17 protein-coding genes are annotated in these 19881 nt (G+C 50.3%); 4 read left to right on the top strand and 13 right to left on the bottom strand.

Annotated features, from left to right (window positions below; translation table 11 throughout):
* Window positions 1-26: 26 nt before the first annotated feature.
* The 6 genes from nadE to Q0R57_RS02015 form a co-directional block, all read right to left on the bottom strand.
* Window positions 27-902, bottom strand: a complete 876-nt coding sequence (nadE, locus tag Q0R57_RS01990) for an NAD(+) synthase (protein ID WP_294743411.1) — start codon at window positions 900-902, stop codon at window positions 27-29.
* A gap of 14 nt (window positions 903-916) precedes the next feature.
* Window positions 917-3190: a RelA/SpoT family protein gene (locus Q0R57_RS01995; protein WP_294743412.1), complete on the bottom strand. Its 2274-nt coding sequence runs from the start codon at window positions 3188-3190 to the stop codon at window positions 917-919.
* 31 nt (window positions 3191-3221) lie between these two features.
* Complete coding sequence (locus Q0R57_RS02000) at window positions 3222-4556, bottom strand: lytic transglycosylase domain-containing protein (RefSeq protein WP_294743413.1); 1335 nt, start codon at window positions 4554-4556, stop codon at window positions 3222-3224.
* Between the two features lie 14 nt (window positions 4557-4570).
* A complete protein-coding gene (locus Q0R57_RS02005; protein ID WP_294743414.1) occupies window positions 4571-5236 on the bottom strand; it encodes a DUF5683 domain-containing protein in 666 nt (221 codons plus the stop codon).
* A gap of 127 nt (window positions 5237-5363) precedes the next feature.
* Complete coding sequence (locus Q0R57_RS02010; RefSeq protein ID WP_294743415.1) at window positions 5364-6278, bottom strand: ParB/RepB/Spo0J family partition protein; 915 nt, start codon at window positions 6276-6278, stop codon at window positions 5364-5366.
* A gap of 2 nt (window positions 6279-6280) precedes the next feature.
* On the bottom strand, window positions 6281-7045 hold the full coding sequence (locus tag Q0R57_RS02015) for an AAA family ATPase (RefSeq protein WP_294743417.1): 765 nt from the start codon (window positions 7043-7045) through the stop codon (window positions 6281-6283).
* A 148-nt stretch (window positions 7046-7193) separates the two neighbouring features.
* On the opposite strand from Q0R57_RS02015, the gene surE reads away from it, so the two are divergent.
* The gene (gene surE, locus Q0R57_RS02020; RefSeq protein ID WP_294743418.1) at window positions 7194-7958 is read left to right on the top strand and encodes a 5'/3'-nucleotidase SurE; all 765 of its coding nucleotides are present in this window, start codon (window positions 7194-7196) and stop codon (window positions 7956-7958) included.
* Entirely contained in the window at window positions 7955-9133 is a 1179-nt protein-coding gene (gene lpxB, locus Q0R57_RS02025) for a lipid-A-disaccharide synthase (protein ID WP_294743420.1), read from the top strand. Before surE ends, lpxB begins: the two co-directional genes overlap by 4 nt.
* On the opposite strand, the gene Q0R57_RS02030 is transcribed toward lpxB, so the two are convergent.
* Both Q0R57_RS02030 and Q0R57_RS02035 read right to left on the bottom strand, forming a co-directional pair.
* Complete coding sequence (locus Q0R57_RS02030; RefSeq protein WP_294743421.1) at window positions 9130-11238, bottom strand: PP2C family protein-serine/threonine phosphatase; 2109 nt, start codon at window positions 11236-11238, stop codon at window positions 9130-9132. The two genes, lpxB and Q0R57_RS02030, sit on opposite strands and share 4 nt — an antisense overlap.
* A 49-nt stretch (window positions 11239-11287) precedes the next feature.
* Window positions 11288-12253 carry a transporter gene (locus Q0R57_RS02035; protein WP_294743423.1) on the bottom strand — a complete coding sequence of 322 codons (966 nt, stop codon included), beginning with the start codon at window positions 12251-12253 and terminating at the stop codon, window positions 11288-11290.
* Window positions 12254-12396: 143 nt separating this feature from the next.
* Here Q0R57_RS02035 and Q0R57_RS02040 point away from each other — a divergent pair, with 143 nt between their 5' ends.
* Window positions 12397-12804: a DUF4332 domain-containing protein gene (locus Q0R57_RS02040; RefSeq protein WP_294743426.1), complete on the top strand. Its 408-nt coding sequence runs from the start codon at window positions 12397-12399 to the stop codon at window positions 12802-12804.
* A 43-nt stretch (window positions 12805-12847) separates the two neighbouring features.
* Here Q0R57_RS02040 and nadB read toward each other — a convergent pair whose 3' ends face one another.
* Window positions 12848-14434: an L-aspartate oxidase gene (gene nadB / locus Q0R57_RS02045; RefSeq protein ID WP_294743428.1), complete on the bottom strand. Its 1587-nt coding sequence runs from the start codon at window positions 14432-14434 to the stop codon at window positions 12848-12850.
* A gap of 86 nt (window positions 14435-14520) precedes the next feature.
* Between nadB and dacB the strand changes: the two genes are divergently transcribed.
* Window positions 14521-15744: a D-alanyl-D-alanine carboxypeptidase/D-alanyl-D-alanine-endopeptidase gene (dacB, locus tag Q0R57_RS02050; RefSeq protein WP_294743430.1), complete on the top strand. Its 1224-nt coding sequence runs from the start codon at window positions 14521-14523 to the stop codon at window positions 15742-15744.
* Here dacB and Q0R57_RS02055 read toward each other — a convergent pair.
* From Q0R57_RS02055 to rsfS, 4 genes are all read right to left on the bottom strand, one after another.
* A complete protein-coding gene (locus Q0R57_RS02055; protein ID WP_294743432.1) occupies window positions 15741-16373 on the bottom strand; it encodes a porin family protein in 633 nt (210 codons plus the stop codon). The two genes, dacB and Q0R57_RS02055, sit on opposite strands and share 4 nt — an antisense overlap.
* A 96-nt stretch (window positions 16374-16469) precedes the next feature.
* A complete protein-coding gene (locus Q0R57_RS02060) occupies window positions 16470-17312 on the bottom strand; it encodes a phosphatidate cytidylyltransferase (RefSeq protein ID WP_294743434.1) in 843 nt (280 codons plus the stop codon).
* Window positions 17313-17395: 83 nt separating this feature from the next.
* Window positions 17396-19414 carry an ATP-dependent zinc metalloprotease FtsH gene (gene ftsH, locus Q0R57_RS02065; RefSeq protein ID WP_294743435.1) on the bottom strand — a complete coding sequence of 673 codons (2019 nt, stop codon included), beginning with the start codon at window positions 19412-19414 and terminating at the stop codon, window positions 17396-17398.
* Between the two features lie 21 nt (window positions 19415-19435).
* Complete coding sequence (gene rsfS / locus Q0R57_RS02070) at window positions 19436-19795, bottom strand: ribosome silencing factor (protein ID WP_294743437.1); 360 nt, start codon at window positions 19793-19795, stop codon at window positions 19436-19438.
* Between the last annotated feature and the right edge of the window lie 86 nt (window positions 19796-19881).

A 19881-nucleotide genomic window follows, 5' to 3' on the forward strand; every position in this document is an offset into this window, starting at 1 on the left:
ATTTTAGATGTTGCTATAATTTCGCTTTATTCGTAGAGTGAGCGGGGAATGGCGATAGGCAAGCGCTTGCGCTTGAACTCCGAGTTGCGATGACGCTGCAGCACGCGCTCTACCGTCTCAGCACCATAGGCTGCGTTCAGACGCTCAACTGCTTCATTGATTTGAGAATTGAGATTTGAGAATTGAGAATTAGCTGCCGCCTGGATATAGGTGTTGAGAATATCGTCAACCTCCTCGTAGGTATGTCCTGGGGCTATCTGTCCCATATCGCCACCTGCCGACACGCCATTGCCATCGGTAGGCATGATGTCGTAGGCAGCCTTCAGGGCCTTATAGCGAGGGTCGTTCTGGTCAGGATAGACCTCTGTGAAGAGATACTTGCACAGCTCGTAGACCTCGTGTTTCCACAGTCCGCCAATGGGGTTGTAGTCAGCCACATCGCCATGAATGGTCCAGAAACCCAGATAGTGCTCTGTGAGGTTGTCGGTGTCCATCACCATTCCACCTGTGACAGAAGCCAGGTTATAGAGGTAGATCATGCGCAGGCGAGCCTTGATGTTGCCCTGAGAGACGGGGGTTGAAGGATAGTGCTGTTCGCAGGTAGCCTTCATCAGCAGGTACTGTGCCTGCAGGTTCTCCACCCAGCATTCTGTGCAGAAGGCTTTCATGGCCTTGCTGGCAGAATCGTTCTCTTCAATGGTGTTGGTGGTGCAGGGCATGCTGACGCCAATGAACTTGAACTGCTGCTGGGGATAGCGTTTTACCACTTCGTGGCAGACGGCAGCAGTCACCGTAGAGTCGATGCCACCTGAGAGTCCCAGAATCATGGTCTTCAGGTGGTGGTTACTGAGATATTGAGCTGTCTCAGCTACCATGATGTCGAATACTTTTTTGTAATCCATAGTGTGTGTTTGTGTTATAGAATTTGTGATATTTCCTTCAGGTCTTCAATGCCCTTGAGGTTATTGATGATCTTGCTCACATCGTCGCGATCGTGCACGCGAAGGTCGATGATTCCGTCGAAGATACCATCCTCGGTGGTGAAGGTCAGCTTGCGGATATCGACAGACATCTGGTTGGAGATGACGCGTGTGACCTCATTGACCAGTCCGCGACGGTCTATGCCGCCCAGACGGATGGTGGCGTCGAAGAACAGCAACTTGTGCATATCCCATTTCACGTCGAGGATACGGTTGCCAAAGCTGGCTTTCAACTTGTTGGCCACAGGACAGGTGCGCTTGTGCAGCTCTATGCGGTTGTTGTTGTCGATATAGCCCAGGGTGTCGTCGCCAGGGATGGGGTGACAGCAGTCAGGGAAGAGATACTGTCGGATGTTATCCTCGTTGACGTAGATGGGCTTCTTGCGGTTGAACTTCTCAGGCACGACAAACAGTTCTGGCTGCTGTTCTGTTTCCTCCTCAGGCTTTGAGGCCTTGATAAATGGAACATACTTGCGCCAGCCACCGCTGGTTTCTGTCTTTTTCTTGTTCTTTCCGTTCAGCTCGTCGATATCCTTTTCTCCGAGGATGACGACATTCTCGCCAATAGCCTGGAATAACGCCTCACGACGTCTGACGTCGTGGAACTTGCACAGGCGGTCGATGACTGATGGTGACGGCTCGAAACCGTTCTTTTCCAGCCATTCATTCAGCTTCTCCTCGCCCTTCTTCTGAATCTCGCGGTAGGTGCGGCGCAGGATAGCCTCAATCTTAGCCTTGGCCTTAGCCGTAGATACGAAGTTGATCCATGAGGGTTGCACATGATGCGTCTTTGACGTCAGGATCTCTACCTGGTCACCACTCTTCAGCTTGTAACTGAGGGGCACCAGCTTGTGGTTCACCTTGGCACCAATGCAGTGTGAGCCCAGGAAAGTATGGATAGAGAAGGCGAAGTCGAGCACCGTACAGCCCGAGGGCATGGTCTTGATTTCACCCTTTGGGGTGAATACGAAGATCTCTGTGGCAAAGAGGTTCAGCTTGATGGCATCGAGGAAGTCCATAGCATCAGGCTGTGGGTCGTCGAGAATCTCCTTGATGGTGCGCAGCCACTCGTTCAGCTCTGATTCGTCTTCGGTATATTCCTCTTCTATGCCGTCTTTGTATTTCCAGTGGGCGGCCAGTCCCTGCTCTGCAATCTCGTGCATGCGGTCAGAGCGTATCTGCACTTCAATCCAGTGTCCTTGCTTCGACATCAGCGTGACGTGCAGCGCCTGATAGCCATTGGCCTTGGGATGACTGAGCCAGTCGCGTGTTCTGTCTGGATGACTCTTATAAATCTTCGTTAGTGCCACATAGATATTGAAGCACTCGTTGATTTCCTCTTCACGAACCTTTGGCGTGAAGATGATACGAACAGCCAGAATATCGTAGATCTCGTCGAAGGTGACACCCTTGTTCTGCATCTTGTTCCAGATAGAGTAGGGGGTCTTCACACGCTCGTGTATCTCGTATTCAAACCCCATCTTGTTCAGGGCTTCTTTGATAGGCTCGATGAACTGGTCGAACGACTGGTGACGTGATACGCGGGTCTCTTCCAGCTTCCTCTCGATAAAGGCATATTCCTCGGGATGCTCGAAACGGAAACTCAGGTTCTCTAGCTCGGACTTGATCTTATAGAGTCCCAGACGATGGGCCAGAGGTGCGTATAGATAGAGCGTCTCGCCAGCAATCTTATACTGTTTGTTGGCAGGCTGTGATTCCAGTGTGCGCATGTTGTGCAGACGGTCTGCTATCTTAATCAGGATGACGCGGATGTCAGCACTCATGGTGAGCAGCAGCTTCTTGAAGTTCTCTGCCTGGGCCGATGCCTGCTCGCCAAAGATACCACCGCTGATCTTCGTCAGTCCGTCGACAATCTGTGCAATCTTGGCGCCGAACATGTTTTCTATATCCTCTACCGTATAGTCGGTGTCCTCCACCACGTCGTGGAGCAGGGCTGCACAAATGCTGGTAGAGCCCAGTCCAATCTCAGAACAGGCAATCTGTGCCACAGCAATAGGGTGCATGATATAGGGCTCACCCGACAGTCGGCGCACACCTTTGTGAGCCTGTCGTGCGAAATTGAATGCCTTGGTAATCAGGTCTACCTTCTTGCGATGTCGCGAGTTCAGATAGTCGTTTACCAGCCGCTCAAAGGCATCGTTAATCAGTTTCTCGTCAGCGGCTTCTTGTTTCAACTGCTCATCATCCATAAATCATCCTCCTTATACCTTATTATATATATTAGCGCACTCTGAGTCTTTGTCCTACACGGATTGTGTCCTTGCGAAGTCCGTTGAGCTTGCGGATCTTGGCTGCAGTCGTTCTATATTTCCTTGCAATACCACCTATCGTGTCACCACGACGCACTGTATGATATTTGGCACCAGAAGAGCGCTTGTCTGATTTGCTTGATTTTACGCTTTGTTCGTCAACCTCGACAAGCAGACGCTTATCTGAAGAACTGGCGTTATAGACGGAATCCTGCATCTCAATAAAACGTGTCACATCGGTCAGTGGCAGTCGGATAGCATAGGGCTTCGTGGCACCAGGCACAATGTCGCGTTTGTATTCAGGATTGAGTGAGCGCAGCATCTGAATGTCGAAACCGCAAATGCTGGCCACCTGGTTGAGATTGATATTGCGGTCTACCAGCACCGTGTCGGTCTTGACGGGCAGACGACTGCTCATCGGACAGATGTTATGCTCGCAGTAATAGTTCATCACATAGTTGGCTGCGATGAAGGCAGGCACATAGCCACGAGTCTCCTTGGGCAGATAGGGGTATATCTTCCAGTAGTCGCGTTCGCCACCAGCACGTGAGATGGCCTTGTTGATATTACCAGGACCGCAGTTGTAGGCTGCAATCACCAGGTTCCAGTCGTTATAGACCTTATAGAGGTCGCTTAGCAGACGGGCTGCAGCATACGATGCTTTCACAGGGTCACGACGTTCGTCAACCAGTGAGTTGGTCTCCAGACCGTATTGCTTGCCAGTGCTCAGCATGAACTGCCACAGGCCAGTAGCTCCCACGCGAGAGACGGCTGTGGGGTTCAGGGCCGACTCGATGATAGGCAGGTACTTCAACTCCAATGGCAACTGATAGGCATCGAGGGCCTCTTCGAATATGGGCATATAGAAGTTAGAGGCACCCAGCAGGAAACCTACAGTACGGCGCATACGTCCTGTGTAGCGGTCGATGCACGACTGCACCACCTCGTTGTAAGGCATCTCCATGACGGTTGGCATGCGATACAGGCGCTCTATATATACCTCCTTCGAGAAGGTGGGGTTCTCGTCTTTCGTCTGACAGTCGTTGTCTGGCTCGAGGTATGTCTTCGACATATACTCGTTCATCAAGCTGTCCAGGTTGTAGGTCATGGACTCAGGGAATTCGATGTCCTCTTCAGAGCCCTGCTCGTCGATGACTTCTTCTATCTCGTCAGCACTCTCGTACTCTTCCTCCTCTTCCTCTACAACCTGTGCATGAAGGGTGGCAGGTAAGAATGCCAGCAGACAGAGAGGCACGAAGAAGCTCCGCGCAGCCCATTTGAAAGATGTATATTTCCTATTCCTCATTCGTCATTTCTCGTTTAAAAATTGATACTGCAGTTGACGCCCAACGATGTGGCGTACAGCGGATTCATGGATGACTTGTTCTCCATAATCGTAGGACGTACCTTCAGACTCAGGTCTTTGGAGATGTCGAAAGCAGACAGCTCAGCATCGACATAGGCATCAATCACCGAGATGGCATAGACGCCTATCAGACAGAAGAAACTCAAGTCACGCCAGCGGCGGTATTTGTCCTTTCGGCTCTTGAATACCTGTTTATAGCGCTCGATGTTCGAATCGTTAATCTGTTTTCCCAGATGGAGGAACTGATTGTAACTGGCTGTCGTCGGGTCATTGTCCATAATGTCCAGATAGGCCTGCGAGTAGTCGTGATACATCATATTGTTCCACATCATGGCATAGATACATCCCACGAAACCTCCATAGACGATGGGCAGCTTCCAGTATTTGCGGTTGTAGATCTGTCCTCCGCCAGGGATTACCAGTGCCAGCCACAGAGCTCGCTGTGGGTTGGGTCGCCATGTGCTCCAGTCGCGTTTCGCCTTCATGGTGGGAGGGTCCAGCTCTACGATGGACTTCATATGTTTGATGGTGTCGCTGATGGCTGCGGTGTCAACAGCCATTGCTTCATACATCGAGTCGATAGCCATGACGATAGAGTCAGAAACCTCGTTCTGTGCCACAGCCGATGACGGTAAAAAGGTAAGAAGGTAGAAAGGTAAAAAGAAAAATAGCCTTTTCACCCTCCTGTTAATCCTTGTTGTCATATCCGACATCTTCATCTTTACTTTTTTACCCTTTTATTCTTGTTTATTTTCCCAACAGCGACAGGATGCGGTTCAGGTCATCCTCGTTGGTGAATGCGATACTGATCTTTCCATTACCCTTGGCTGTGCACGACAGCTGGACCTTTGCCTTCAGACGGTCAGAGAGATACTGCTTCTTCTCATTCAGACTCTCAGACAGAGGCGTGTCGGTTGTGATACGCTTACGTACCAACTGCACATCCTCGCCATTCTTCAGGGCCTGCACCATCTCCTCCACCTTACGTACAGAATACTGGTTCTTCTGTACATCACGGAACAGCTTCAACTGCATCGAGGGAGAGTCGAGCGACAACAGGGCACGGGCATGTCCCATATCAATCTCGTGGTTCTTCAGGGCCATCTGAATCTGGGCGGGCAGCTTCAGCAGACGCATATAGTTGGTAACGGCAGTACGGCTCTTGCCTACACGCTCCGATATCTTCTCCTGCGTCATGCCACTGGCCTCGGCCAGATGCTCATAGGCCAGCGCAATTTCAATGGCATTCAGGTCCTCACGCTGGATATTCTCTACCAGCGCCAGCTCCATCACACTCTCATCGTCAGCGGTACGGATATAGGCAGGAATAGAGGTTAAGCCTGCCATCTGCGAAGCACGCCAGCGACGCTCACCAGCAATGATCTGATAGCGGTTCTCGCTAACCTGACGCAGGGTGATAGGTGCAATGATACCCATGTTCTGGATACTGGTGGCCAGCTCCTGCATGGCTTCCTGGTCAAACTCACGACGGGGCTGGTCAGGATTGGGTTCTATCTGCTCGATGGGAATCTCGTTCAGGTTCGATGAGCCCTGTGTCTTCACGTCGCTGGTGTCAATGAGGGCGTCCAGCCCACGTCCATTGCCTATATCGTCCAGGCCACGGCCCAGCACACTCTTGTCAAATTTCTTTCTGACTGCCATAGTTACTTCGTCTTGCTAATGATTTCCTTTGCTAAAGCCAAATGGTTTTTACTGCCGGTAGAGTCGGCATCGTAGAGGATGACGGGCAGACCGTGTGACGGACTCTCCGACAGTTTTACGTTACGCTGAATGACGGTCTTGAAGACCAGCTCCTGGAAGTGACGCTTCACCTCGTCGTAAATCTGGTTGGCCAGACGCAGACGAGAGTCGTACATCGTCAGCAGGAAACCTTCAATCTCGAGTTTCGGATTCAGCTTTGATTTGATAATCTTGATGGTATTGAGCAACTTAGAGATACCCTCCAATGCAAAATACTCACACTGCACAGGGATAATCACGGAGTCTGCAGCTGTCAGCGAGTTAACAGTGATGAGGCCCAGCGAGGGTGAGCAGTCAATGAGGATATAGTCATATTCGTTGCGGATGGGGTCCAACAGCTTCTTGATAACTTTTTCGCGGTTGTCCAGATTCAGCATCTCAATCTCTGCGCCCACCAGGTCTATATGACTGGGAATAATGTCAAGTCCTTCAATATCAGTGGTATAGATAGCCTCACGCACATCAGTATGATTGATGATGCACTCATAGAGCGAGCAATCCACCTCCTTCAAGTCAACACCCAGTCCACTCGAGGCATTGGCCTGCGGATCAGCATCCACAACCAGTACACTCTTCTCAAGCGTAGCCAGCGAAGCTGCCAGATTAATGGTTGTTGTCGTTTTGCCAACGCCGCCTTTCTGATTTGCTAATGCAATGATTTTTCCCATTTCAATCTTTCTCCTTATTAGATAATAGACTGCAAAGGTAGTAATTTTCCGTGAAACAACGTTGTTTCACCAGATTTATTTTAATTATTTTAGATTTTTGGGTATTTCAAAGAAAATAAGTATCTTTGCACGCAAAAACAGAAAAAGAATGACAGAAAGACCTCTGATATTGATTTCCAACGACGATGGCTATCAGGCCAAAGGCATTATGTGCCTGGTAGATATGTTGCGCGATATGGCAGACATCATCGTCTGTGCACCTGACTCAGCCCGCTCGGGTTTCTCGTGTGCCTTCTCTGCCACCATCCCTCTCCGACTGAATTTACAGAAGAAAAGTGAGGGCGTGGAGATATGGTCGTGTAATGGTACGCCTGTTGACTGCGTCAAGATGGGACTGGCCAATATCTGCCCCCGCAAGCCCGATATGATTATTGGTGGTATCAACCATGGTGACAATGCCTCGGTAAATACGCATTATAGCGGTACGATGGGTGTTACGCTGGAGGGCTGCATGAAGTTTATCCCTTCTGTGGCCTATTCTCTTTGTGACTATCGCGGCGATGCCGACTTTGAGCCGCTTCGCCCTTATATCCGTCATTTTACGGAGAAGGTGTTGCGCGAGGGACTGCCTAAGGGCATCTGTCTGAACATTAACTTCCCGCTGGCGCCTACATTCTTAGGGGTGAAGATGTGTCGTATGGCTTATGGCTCTTGGTGTAACGAGACCACCCAGTGCCATCATCCGCGTGGCTATGACTACTGGTGGATGGTGGGACACTATCGCAATGAGGAACCGGAACAGGAGGATACAGACCGTTGGGCACTGGATCACGGCTATGTGGCTATCACGCCCACACACATGGATGTGACGGCTTATGAGTTCTTGAAACAGAAAAACGACTGGGAACAATGAGATACTATCTGATAGCTGGTGAGGCCTCAGGCGATTTACACGCCTCACGACTCATGATGGCCCTGAAGGAACAGGACGCTGCAGCTGAGTTCCGATTCTATGGTGGTGACCTGATGCAGTCGGCTGGTGGTGTGCGTGTAAAACATTATCGTGAGTTGGCCTATATGGGTTTTGTGCCTGTGTTGCTGCATCTGCCTACCATTCTTCGTAATATGAAGCAGGCCAAGCGCGACATCGTGGCGTGGCAACCTGATGTGGTCATCCTTGTCGACTATCCTGGTTTCAACCTCGATATTGCCAAATATGTCAAGAAACACACCAACATCCCTGTTTACTACTACATCTCTCCTAAGATATGGGCTTGGAAGGAGTATCGCATCAAGAATATCAAGCGCGATGTAGACGAACTCTTCTCTATTCTACCCTTCGAAGTGGAGTTCTTCGAGGGAAAGCATCATTATCCCATCCATTATGTCGGCAATCCTACTGCCGATGAGGTGAAGGAGTTTTTAGTGGAAAGTGGCGCTCGGCCGAAGGACGCTTGCTACCAGAGGGACGCAAGAAAGAGGAAAGTGGAAGGAGGAAAGAGGAAAGAGATCAAACCCATCATTGCCCTGTTGGCTGGTTCCAGAAAGCAAGAGATCAAGGATAACCTGCCCACGATGATTCAGGCAGCCAAGAAGTTTGAGCAAGACTATGAACTGGTGCTGGCAGGTGCTCCCAGCATCGATGATGCCTATTATAATCAGTTTATAGCTGGCACTAACGTGCGCCTGGTGAAGAACCAAACCTACCAACTGCTTTCTGAAGCCCATGCTGCACTGGTGACGAGTGGTACTGCAACGCTTGAGACAGCGTTATTCCGTGTACCTCAGGTGGTATGTTACGAGACACCTCTTCCTCGTCTGATAGGTTGGCTGCGTAAGAAAGTGCTGAAGGTGAAATATATCTCACTGGTTAACCTGATTGCAGACCGTGAGGTGGTGCGTGAACTGGTTGCCGATACCTTCACGCTGGATAACATCTCTCATGAACTGGAAGTGATTCTCTCTGATCCACAACGAGAGCAGATGCTGAAAGGCTACGAGGATGTCTGGGCACGACTCGGAAAAGAGAATGCCCCTCGTAATGCAGCGAGAATCATGATTGAACTGTTGGGAAAAACGTCAGTTTAACCCAATTTCAGACTCAGCAGCGTCAGGTCATCATTGACCTCGGCACCATCGCGGAACTGATCGACCAGTGCCTTCAGACACTCGTCAAGTTCCTTACCATTTTCAAAGTGGTTGTTGCACAGGAAGTTCATCAGACGCTCCTCGCCAAACTGCTCCTGTTTTTTGTTCTCTGCCTCTGTCAGACCGTCAGAATATACCAGTAGCGGGTGTCCCATGATGCTCTCAATCTCCTCACCTTCATATTCCAATTCAGGCCACAGACCAATTGGCGCATTGGGCTTCATCTCAATGAAATGTGCAGGATGTGGGCCGTTGTCGCCTTTCTCTACAGGAGCGTCAGTCAGAACAGGCGGGTTGTGACCGGCATTACAGAATGACAGCTTACCGGTATTCAGGTCAAGCAGTCCCATAAACATCGTCACAAACATGCCTTGCTCGTTATTCTCTGTCAGCGCCATATTCATATGGGTGGCAATCTCTGCCGGCATCATGTGCTGGGCTGCCATAGTACGGAACAGACGGGTAGCCTGAGCCATGAACAGGGAGGCGGGAACACCCTTGCCGCTGACGTCGCCCAAGCAGAAATACAATTTGTCGCCCTCTAACAGATAACCATACAAATCACCACCAACCTCCTTGGCAGTTGTCATCAGGGCATGCAGATCCAGACCTTCGCGCAATGGGAACTGATGGGGCACCATCGACATCTGAATATCGCGGGCAATACGCAGCTCACTTTCAATACGCTCCTTGGCTGCAGTGGTCTCTTCCAACTGATTATAAGCCACTTTCAGTTTCTGGTGTGCCTCTTCCAAACGCTGGTGGGCATGCTTCAGACGCTTGGCCGACCTGTAACGGAAGAAGATAAAAATAGAGAAGAAGACCACCACCAATGCCAATGCTATCAAGGAGCTGATCATGCGCTGGCGAGCCATTTCTGCCTGCTGGATAGCTATCTGTGCTTCCTTCTGCTGGGTCTCGTAGATAATAGCCAACTCGGCAGTATCGTCACCCTTCCTCTTGACAATAGCACTGTCCAGTGCATTACAGAGCTGTAGGCTGACAGCCATCACAGAGTCCTTGCGGAGGGCTTCTACGTTGGCACGCAGCTTGGGAAGCAGGTAGAGCTGGATATTGTCGAGCGATGGTTCCAATCCCCAGTCTTCAATCATCTGGTCTAAGTAGCGATAGTTGTCAGCAGCCTCAGTATAGAGACCTGCTGCCATCAGGTAGTCGTTAGCATAGATTCTGCCTGTGCTGGTCTTGGAAAATTCAGTCTGCAGGAAGGCCTTATAAGCCTTGGCGGCTTCGGTATTCCTGTTCAGTCCCTGCATGGCCACCGCTCTCATAATCTCTATTCGTCCCTGATATTCATCGAAATACTCTCGACGGGCATCAGGCTTTTCGCTATATAGGCCAAGCAGCATCTCTGCACGGTCAATCCAATAGACGGCCTCGTCAAATCGACGGGTGTTGATATATGCCAGACTGGTATATACGGTACCTATGACTGCCTCCTGTAATCCACGAGCCGTACTGTCTGTAGACCATCGGTTGACATAGTGCTCACGGGCTGAGTAGAAACTCTCCTGTGCCTCTTCACCATGACCCAGGTTCAACTGGCAGCAACCGATATTATTCAACAGGATGGCATAGTCAATATCCGAGCCATAGCCCGTCTCTTGCAGTTTCTTCACGGCAGGCATGGCCACACGCAGCGCACCTTCATAGTCGCCTTTGACGAGTAGCAGTTCTGACAGTCTGCGGGCTGACTTGACGTAGGCCATAGAGTCTTGTGCTGTCTCAATCTTGCCGTCAATCACCTTTTTATAATAGAACTCAGAAGTGCGATATTGCGCCTGACGATAGTAGGCCACACCTCTCCAGCGGTTAGCGTCCATAGATGAGATGCTGCCATTTTGCTCAAAACTATCGGCCAGTGCTAACACACGGTCATAGTCTTTTTGATAGCCTGCTTCAAAGATAAGGCTGTCGGCATGTTCTGATTTGAAGTCGGATGTTTTTGTGTTGTGTTCACACGACACAATGACCGCAATGTTTGCGACCAAGCATACCATAGGCCATAGTCTCGTTAGTTTCATCATTTTATATGTTATTGATTTCGTTTGCAAAGATAATGATTTTCCACTAAAGTCAATCTTTTTTTTCCAAAAACTTTTTGCGTTCTTGCCAAATCTCTATAGAATTGATAATATTTTGCCATAGGATGTAGCAACCAGGCCCCACAGAGGATAAGGGATTCAGGTAGGTGGTGCCCAGCCAGATGGCAAAGGCGGTGTTCTTCTGCCCTAAGGCCTGACCTGCTTCCTGGGTCCTGTTGAAGAAATGACCTATGAAGCGACCTACTGCAAACTGGATGATACAGAGCACAAGTCCTAATAAGGCTATTGTAGTGAGTAGCAGCAGTGAAGCCTCGGCATGTACGATATTCTTCACGGTGGTACCAGTCACAATCATCAACGAACAGCCCCAGAGGTAGAACGACAGGTCACGGATGCTTGTAATCTTTTGATGCAGTTTGTGCATCGTGTGCTTGACCACATAAGCCAGCAGCATGGGGACTACAAGCAGAATGACAACTTGATAAAGAATCTTGGTGAAGGCACTCATGAACGAGACATCGGCTCCTTTCTCAATCATTGGGAAACATAGGGGCACCAGCAGCACCGTGATGAAATTTGACAGGAAGGTAAAGGTGGTGGTCTGCTCCAAAGAACCGCCCAGCTTCTGTGTGACTACAGCGGCAGCAGTGGCGCAGGGGGCGATGATGCACATCAGCAGGGCTTCCATCAGTACCAGCTTCTCGTCTTTCAGGTTCAACCCCAGAATCAGTGCCATCACGATGCCTACAAACAGCAGGTTGAACACACTCACCCACAGATGCCACCATACTGGTCTCATCTTGTGGAAGTCCACCTTGCAGAACGTCACGAAGAGCACCAGGAACATAAACATCGGCAGGATAGCCTCCATGATGGGGTCAAAGAACAAGGCTGCCCCTTCTAGTTGTGGCACAAAGGCAAAAACCAGATAGGCAACGGCACCAATACCCATTGATACAGGCAGTGTCCAGTCTTTCAGAAATTTTATGATGTCCATAATCGCGACAAAGGTACATAATTTATTGGAGTTAAAGGGAGTTAAGGGAGTTAAAGGGAGTTAAAGGACGATAGTTTATTGAGCAAAATTAACTATATTTGCGAATCAATTCATTTATTACCTAACTAAAAAACCGATTAATTATGGATTACAAGATTATTGACATCGAAGGTGTAGGCGACGTTTATGCTGAGAAGCTGCAGGCCGCAGGTATTAACAAGGTGAGTGAGTTGCTCGAGAAATGTGCAGCCCCCAAGGGACGTAAGGAACTGGCTGAGGCTACGGGTATCTCAGAGAAGCTAATTCTGAAATGGACCAACCATGCAGACCTGTTCCGCATCAATGGCGTGGGTCCTCAGTTTGCTGAGTTGCTCGAGGCTGCTGGCGTAGATACTGTGAAGGAGTTCCGTCATCGTGTGGCAGAGAACCTGCAGCCCAAGTTGGTGGAGATCAACGAGAAGAAGAATATCTGCAATCGTGTTCCTGCCGTCAGCGAGATACAGAAGATGATTGACCAGGCCAAGGAACTGGAACCAAAGATGACCTACTAAGAGTCATATCATACAGAAATCCCCAGCCAGCGCTGGGGATTTTTTATTTGTCGTATGCGTGTACAGGATAGTCGATGGTGTAGTGCAGTCCTCGACTCTCCTTGCGCTCCAGTGCAAAGCGGGTGATGAGGTAACCCACGTTGATCATGTTACGCAGCTCACAGATATCCTTCGTGGCCTTCACACGCTTAAAGAGGTTCTCCGTCTCTTCGTAGAGGGTATCCAGACGTACCCAGGCACGATGCAGGCGCAGGTCTGAACGTACGATACCCACATAGTTGGACATAATCTCACCCACCTCCTTTACACTCTGCGTGATAAGCACCTTCTCCTCGTTGGTCATCGTGCCCTCATCGTTCCACTCAGGCACCTTCTCATTGAAGTCATACAGGTCAACATGCTCCAGCGAGTGTTTAGCGGCAGCATCGGCATAGACCACTGCCTCAATCAATGAGTTGGAAGCCAGACGGTTACCGCCATGCAGACCAGTGCACGAACATTCGCCAATGGCATAAAGACGTTCAATACTTGAGCAGCCGTTGAGGTCCACCTTGATACCACCGCACATATAGTGGGCAGCGGGACGAACAGGGATATAGTCGGTGGTGATGTCGATGCCCATGCTCAGGCACTTCTGATAGATGTTGGGGAAGTGTTTGCGGGTCTCGACAGGGTCTTTATGGGTGACGTCCAGACAGACGTGGTCCAGACCGTGAATCTTCATCTCCTTATCAATGGCACGGGCCACGATGTCGCGTGGCGCCAGTGATAATCGCTCGTCATATTTCTCCATGAAGCTCTCGCCATTGGGCAGACGCAGTATGCCGCCATAGCCACGCATAGCCTCAGTGATAAGGTAGGCTGGGTGGGTCTCGCCAGGCGAGTAGAGGGCGGTGGGGTGGAACTGCACAAACTCCATGTCGGCCACAGTACCCTTGGCACGATACACCATTGCCTCACCGTCGCCAGTGGCAATGACTGGGTTTGTGGTGGTCTGATACACGGCACCGCAACCACCTGTACACATCAGTGTCACCTTCGAGAGATAGGTATCCACCTTCTCAGTCTCGGGGTTCAGCACGTATGCACCATAACAGTTGATATAGGGGGTGCGTCGTGTGACCTTGGCACCCAGATGGTGCTGGGTGATAATCTCCACGGCAAAATGATTCTCTTTGATGGTGATGTTGGGGTTGTTTCTCACTGCCTCCATGAGTCCACGCTGAATCTCGGCACCAGTGTCGTCAGCGTGGTGCAGGATACGGAACTCAGAGTGTCCACCCTCACGATGCAGGTCAAAGCTGCCGTCTTTCTGCTTGTCGAAGTTCACACCCCATTCCACCAGTTGCTTGATTTGCTCAGGTGCGTTTCTCACCACCTGCTCCACAGCAGCGCGGTCGCTGATATAGTCACCTGCAATCATCGTGTCCTCGATGTGCTTGTCAAAATCATCAACGGCCAGGTTCGTAACACTGGCCACGCCACCCTGGGCAAACGAAGTGTTGGCCTCGTCGAGCGAGGTCTTACAGATAAGGCATACCGAGCCCTTTTTGGCTTGGGCCACTTTCAAGGCGTAGCTCATACCAGCCACACCTGCTCCGATAATCAGAAAGTCGTATTTGTAGACCATACAAATCAAATTTATGGTGCAAAGGTACGAATTTATTCTTATTTTTAATTCTTAATTCTTAATTTTTTGTATCTTTGCACACAATTATGAAGAAAAGATTGATTTTTGGATTGTCGTTGCTTCTGTCTTCCACGCTTTTCGCGCAGACAGAAGGCTTGGTGAGTGAGGTAGATAGTGTCGTTGTTGACTCCATAGAACAGCAACTGCCATGGCCTAATTGCTTGCAGGTCAGGCTCGACTCTATGATGCGCGACCCCTTGCTCGACTATACCCAGCTGGGACTGATGGTTTGGGACCTGACTGACGACCGTCCATTGTTCAGCTTCAACAAACAGCAGCTGATGAGGCCGGCATCTACCATGAAGCTGCTCACGGCCATCACTGCCCTCGACCGCTTGGGTGGTAACTATCAGTATCACACCTCTTTATATTATAAAGGTGAGATAGTGAGTCATACCCTCAAAGGCGACCTCTACTGCGTGGGAGGCATGGACCCTGCCTTCGATGCTGGTGACCTGCGTATCTTTGCCGATGCACTGAAACAGGTTGGGGTAGACACCATCAGCGGAAGTATCGTGACCGACATCTCTCTGAAAGATACCCTGAAATGGGGCGAGGGATGGTGTTGGGATGATGATAACCCTGACCTGTCGCCACTGCTGGTCGGACGCAAGACGGGTTTCGTCAAGCGCTTCTCTACTGCTCTGGCAGAAACAGGCATTACTCTTGATAATGTGACGACCACCAATGGCGTATTGCCTTCCGATGCTGTGCTGGTATGCGAGCGTAAACGCAGCATCGACTATATCCTGCAGCGTATGATGAAGGATAGCGACAACCTCTATGCTGAGTCTATGTTCTATCAGATTGCAGCCAGCAGTCATCGTCCTGGTCGTGCCAACGATGCTGCACGTGTGGAACGTGCGCTGATAGAGCGTGCTGGCCTGAACTCCTCTCACTATCGTATTGCCGATGGTAGCGGACTCTCGCTCTATAACTATCTCTCTCCGGAACTGGAGGTCAGCATTCTGCGTTATACGTTTAAGCACCAGGCAATGTACGAGCACCTGTTGCCCTCACTGCCCATTGCTGGTGAGGATGGTACGCTGAAGAAACGCATGAAGGATACCTCTGCAGCAGGCAATGTGAAGGCCAAGACGGGCACGGTGACTGGTGTCAGCGCATTGGCAGGCTATTGCACGGCCTCCAATGGTCATCGTCTGTGCTTCTCCATCATGAATCAGGGCATAGAAAAAAGCTCGGATGGCCGAGCTTTTCAAGATAAAGTTTGTATGATTCTATGTGATTAGAAGTTCACACCGAGGTTGACGAAGAATGCGCCATTGTGCACAGAAGCATCGTCATTCTTTCCAGGAATTTTCCAGTCAGCAATGTTGGTGAGGCCAAACTGATAACCCAATTCCAGGTAGAGTTTGTTATACTCAGCACCGCAACCAACCTTGATGCCTACGTCGGGACGGGTGAACTTGTTGCTGCCAAATGAGCTTTCCTTATCTGCGCCTTCACCGCCTTTCATCTTACCGCCAACACCATAGCTGAAGGTAGGACCAATAAAGGGAAGTACAGCAATCTCATCAGTAGCTGCGATACCATACTTCAACAGAAGAGGAATTTCCAAGTAGTTCAGACTTACATAGGTGTTCTTGTCTTTTGAAGCACCGCGCTGGGTGAAGTACAGACCACTCTCCAAGAAGATGGGGGTAGAGTCTGAGATACGGAGACCGAGGACACCAGCAAAGTTCAGACCTGCTTTGGCACCATTTTCATCCATGTCACCTGTCAGGTTTGACACGTTAATACCAAGGCGCATGCCATAATAAACTGTGCTCTCATTGAGTGAGAAACCGCCGCTGTTGAACTGAGCGAACGAAGGTGCTGCGAACAGCACGGCTACGATAGCCACTAATAACTTCTTCATACTTTTTGATTTTAAGTTAATGTTTGATAAAAACTTTGTGCAAAGTAACACATTTTTTTTCATTTCGCCAAACATTTTGACAAAAAATATGCAATCCTACAGCAAAGAAATAGTAAAAAGGTAAACTACAGCGGCAGGAATGGCCAGTAACGACGAGTCAAAACGGTCTAACATACCACCATGACCCGGCAGGATATTACCGCTGTCCTTGATGCCTAAGGTGCGCTTGAAGAGACTTTCCACCAGGTCGCCCCAGGTGCCAAAGACCACCACGGTAAGACCGAGTCCTGCCCATTGCCACATATTGAGATTCGACTCGTTGGGGAAGTACAATCCCAGCAGATACCATACCAGCACGGCGATGGCTACTACCAGCAAGCCACCGCCAATGCTACCTTCCCAGCTCTTGCCTGGCGAAACACGGGGGAACAGCTTATGACGTCCCAGCAACGAACCGCAGAGGTAGGCGCCGGTGTCGTTCATCCACAGGAACACGAATACGCTCAGGGGCAACACAAACGAGTAACTGCCTGCCTGTGGGAATGCCAGCACGTTGAGCATCGAGAAGGGTAGGGCGATATACAGCTGTGGCAGCATGGTATAAGCCCAGTTGTTGATGGGATCCTTGGCCTTCAGGTAGAGCTCAGCCACCATCAGGTAGATAATCGTTATTAAATAAGGTATAAACACCGTGTCGCTGGTGGTCCAGCCACTGCAGTGTCCGGCCATGGCCAGAAACAGGTACACACCAGCCACTGTCGAGATAAACTGGTTCACCTGCACATAAGGCCGTTCATTAACCAGTCCGCAGAACTCCCAGATGGTGAGTCCTGTGACGAGTGCAAACAGAAACACCATAGCCAGCGGGTTCATGAAGCTGACCACGACGGCGGTGACGAAAAATACACCTGTGATTGTTCTAACAATAAAGTTCTTCATAATTATTCGTTTTTGGTGAAAGGTGAAGGGTGAAAGGTGAAGGGAGGTTAGTTTTGAGGTGAGTCTTTCTTTCCCTTCACCTGTCACCCTTCACCATCTTCCAGAGGAGCTTGTTCAGCAAGCTCCTTCTCCCGCTCCGCCGCCATTTGTTCTGCCTCAGCACGCATTTGAGCCTCGAGGAGTTCATCGGCACGAGAGGTCCAGGGGCGTTTGCCAAAGATGTTCTCCACATCCTCGGCAAAGATGACCTCACGCTCCACCAGGAGCTGAGCCAGCTGGGCGTGACCTTCCTTGTGTTCAGTCAGGATCTGCTTGGCACGCTCATACTGCTCGTTGATCATCTTCAGCACCTCGTCGTCAATGAGCTTGGCAGTGGTTTCAGAGTAAGGACGCTGGAACTGATACTCCGCATTGTTATAATAGCAGATATTGGGCAACTGCTCACCCATACCTGCATAGGCAATCATACCGTAAGCCTGCTTGGTCACACGCTCCAGGTCGTTCATGGCACCAGTAGAGATATGACCCACGAAGAGCTCCTCGGCAGCACGTCCACCCAGCAGAGAACACATCTCGTCGAGCATAGCCTCCTTGGTCTGCAGCACACGCTCCTCGGGCAGATACCACGCAGCGCCAAGGGCCTGACCACGAGGCACGATAGAGACCTTCACCAATGGGTTGGCAAACTCCGTAAACCATGAGATGGTGGCATGACCAGCCTCATGGATGGCGATAGAGCGCTTCTCGGCCTCAGTCATCACCTTGGTCTTCTTCTCCAGACCACCGATGATACGGTCCACAGCATCCAGGAAGTCCTGCTTGCCTACCTTCGGACTGTCGTGACGGGCAGCAATCAGGGCAGCCTCGTTACATACATTGGCGATGTCGGCACCCGAGAATCCTGGTGTCTGACGGGCCAGGAAGTCCACATCCACAGTATCGTCGAGCTTCAGAGGTTTCAGGTGTACCATGAAGACCTCCTTACGCTCGTTGAGGTCGGGCAGGTCAACATGTATCTGACGGTCGAAACGTCCTGCACGCAGCAGGGCTGAGTCGAGCATATCCACACGGTTGGTGGCGGCCAGGATGATTACACCGCTATTGGTGCCAAAGCCGTCCATCTCTGTCAGCAGGGCGTTCAGCGTGTTCTCGCGCTCATCATTACCACCCATGGCAGGGTTCTTACTGCGGGCACGACCCACAGCATCAATCTCATCGATGAAGATGATACAGGGACTCTTAGCCTTGGCCTGCTGGAACAGGTCACGCACACGACTGGCGCCCACACCCACAAACATTTCCACGAAGTCGGAACCACTCATCGAGAAGAAAGGCACTCCAGCCTCGCCGGCTACAGCCTTGGCCAGCAGCGTCTTACCTGTTCCCGGAGGACCCACCAGCAGGGCGCCCTTGGGTATCTTACCTCCTAAGTCCGTATATTTCTGCGGGTTCTTCAGGAAGTCCACAATCTCTTGTATCTCTTGTTTGGCACCAGCCTGACCAGCCACATCTTTGAATGTGATGCCCAGCTCGCCGCCCTTTTCATACATCTTAGCCTTGCTCTTGCCTACGCTGAAGATGCCGCCACTTCCCATGCCGCCACCTCCACTCATCCTGCGCATCAGGAACATCCACAGGAATACCAGGAAAAGGATGGGTAACAGGGAGCTGATGATAAAGTTCAGGATGCCATTGCTACTCTCGTGCTCGTAGTCGAACTTACCTGAGAAGTAACCACGTGCACGGGCGGAGTCTACAAACTCCTCAATCTTGGCATTGCTGCCATATTCCACGCTCAGGTAAGGCTCAGCGCCAGTCTGGGCAGTGGTCTTATGAAACACAGCCTGGATGCTGTCGGGCTTCACATACATCTTCAGTGTCTCTGTCGACTTGTTCACCACGATGCGCTCGGCATAGCCGTTCTTCACAAAGTTCTTGAACTCACTATACGAGGCCTGGCCAGTGGTCACCTCTTTCTCTCCCTGTATGTCGGTAGAACCGTTGGAGAAAAAGAAGAATGCCAGCGCAGCGATGGCTATCAGATATACCCAGTTCATGTTGAACTTGGGCATCTTCGGTTGGTTATTTTGATTCTGTTCCATATTGTTTACTTGTCATTTCAATCAGTCTAGGTCGGGAATGTGCGTCAACTGGGCATCATCCCACAGGTGCTCCAGGTCGTAATACTGTCGCACGTCGGGCAGGAAGATATGAACCAACACGTCAGTATAGTCCATTGCCACCCACTGGGCGTTCTCCAATCCCACCACATGGGCAGGACGCTCCTGTAGTTCCATGCGAGCCATATCACCCACCGACTCTGCAATGGCTTCCACCTGTGTGGGCGAGTTACCCTGACAGACGATGAAGTTATTACAGATGGTGCCGTCGATGCCGCTGAGGTCGGCAACCACGATGTTACTACCTTTTTTCTCTTGTATACCTTTAATTATTGTTTGAACCAGTGTCTCTGTTTGTACCATTAATATAATTATGTGTTTATGAGATGCAAAGATAGTGTTTTTTATCCGATTACCTTCAATAAAAGTGTTTTTTTTGAGGATTTTTA

The organism is uncultured Prevotella sp. (assembly GCF_946407605.1).
GTDB lineage: Bacteria > Bacteroidota > Bacteroidia > Bacteroidales > Bacteroidaceae > Prevotella.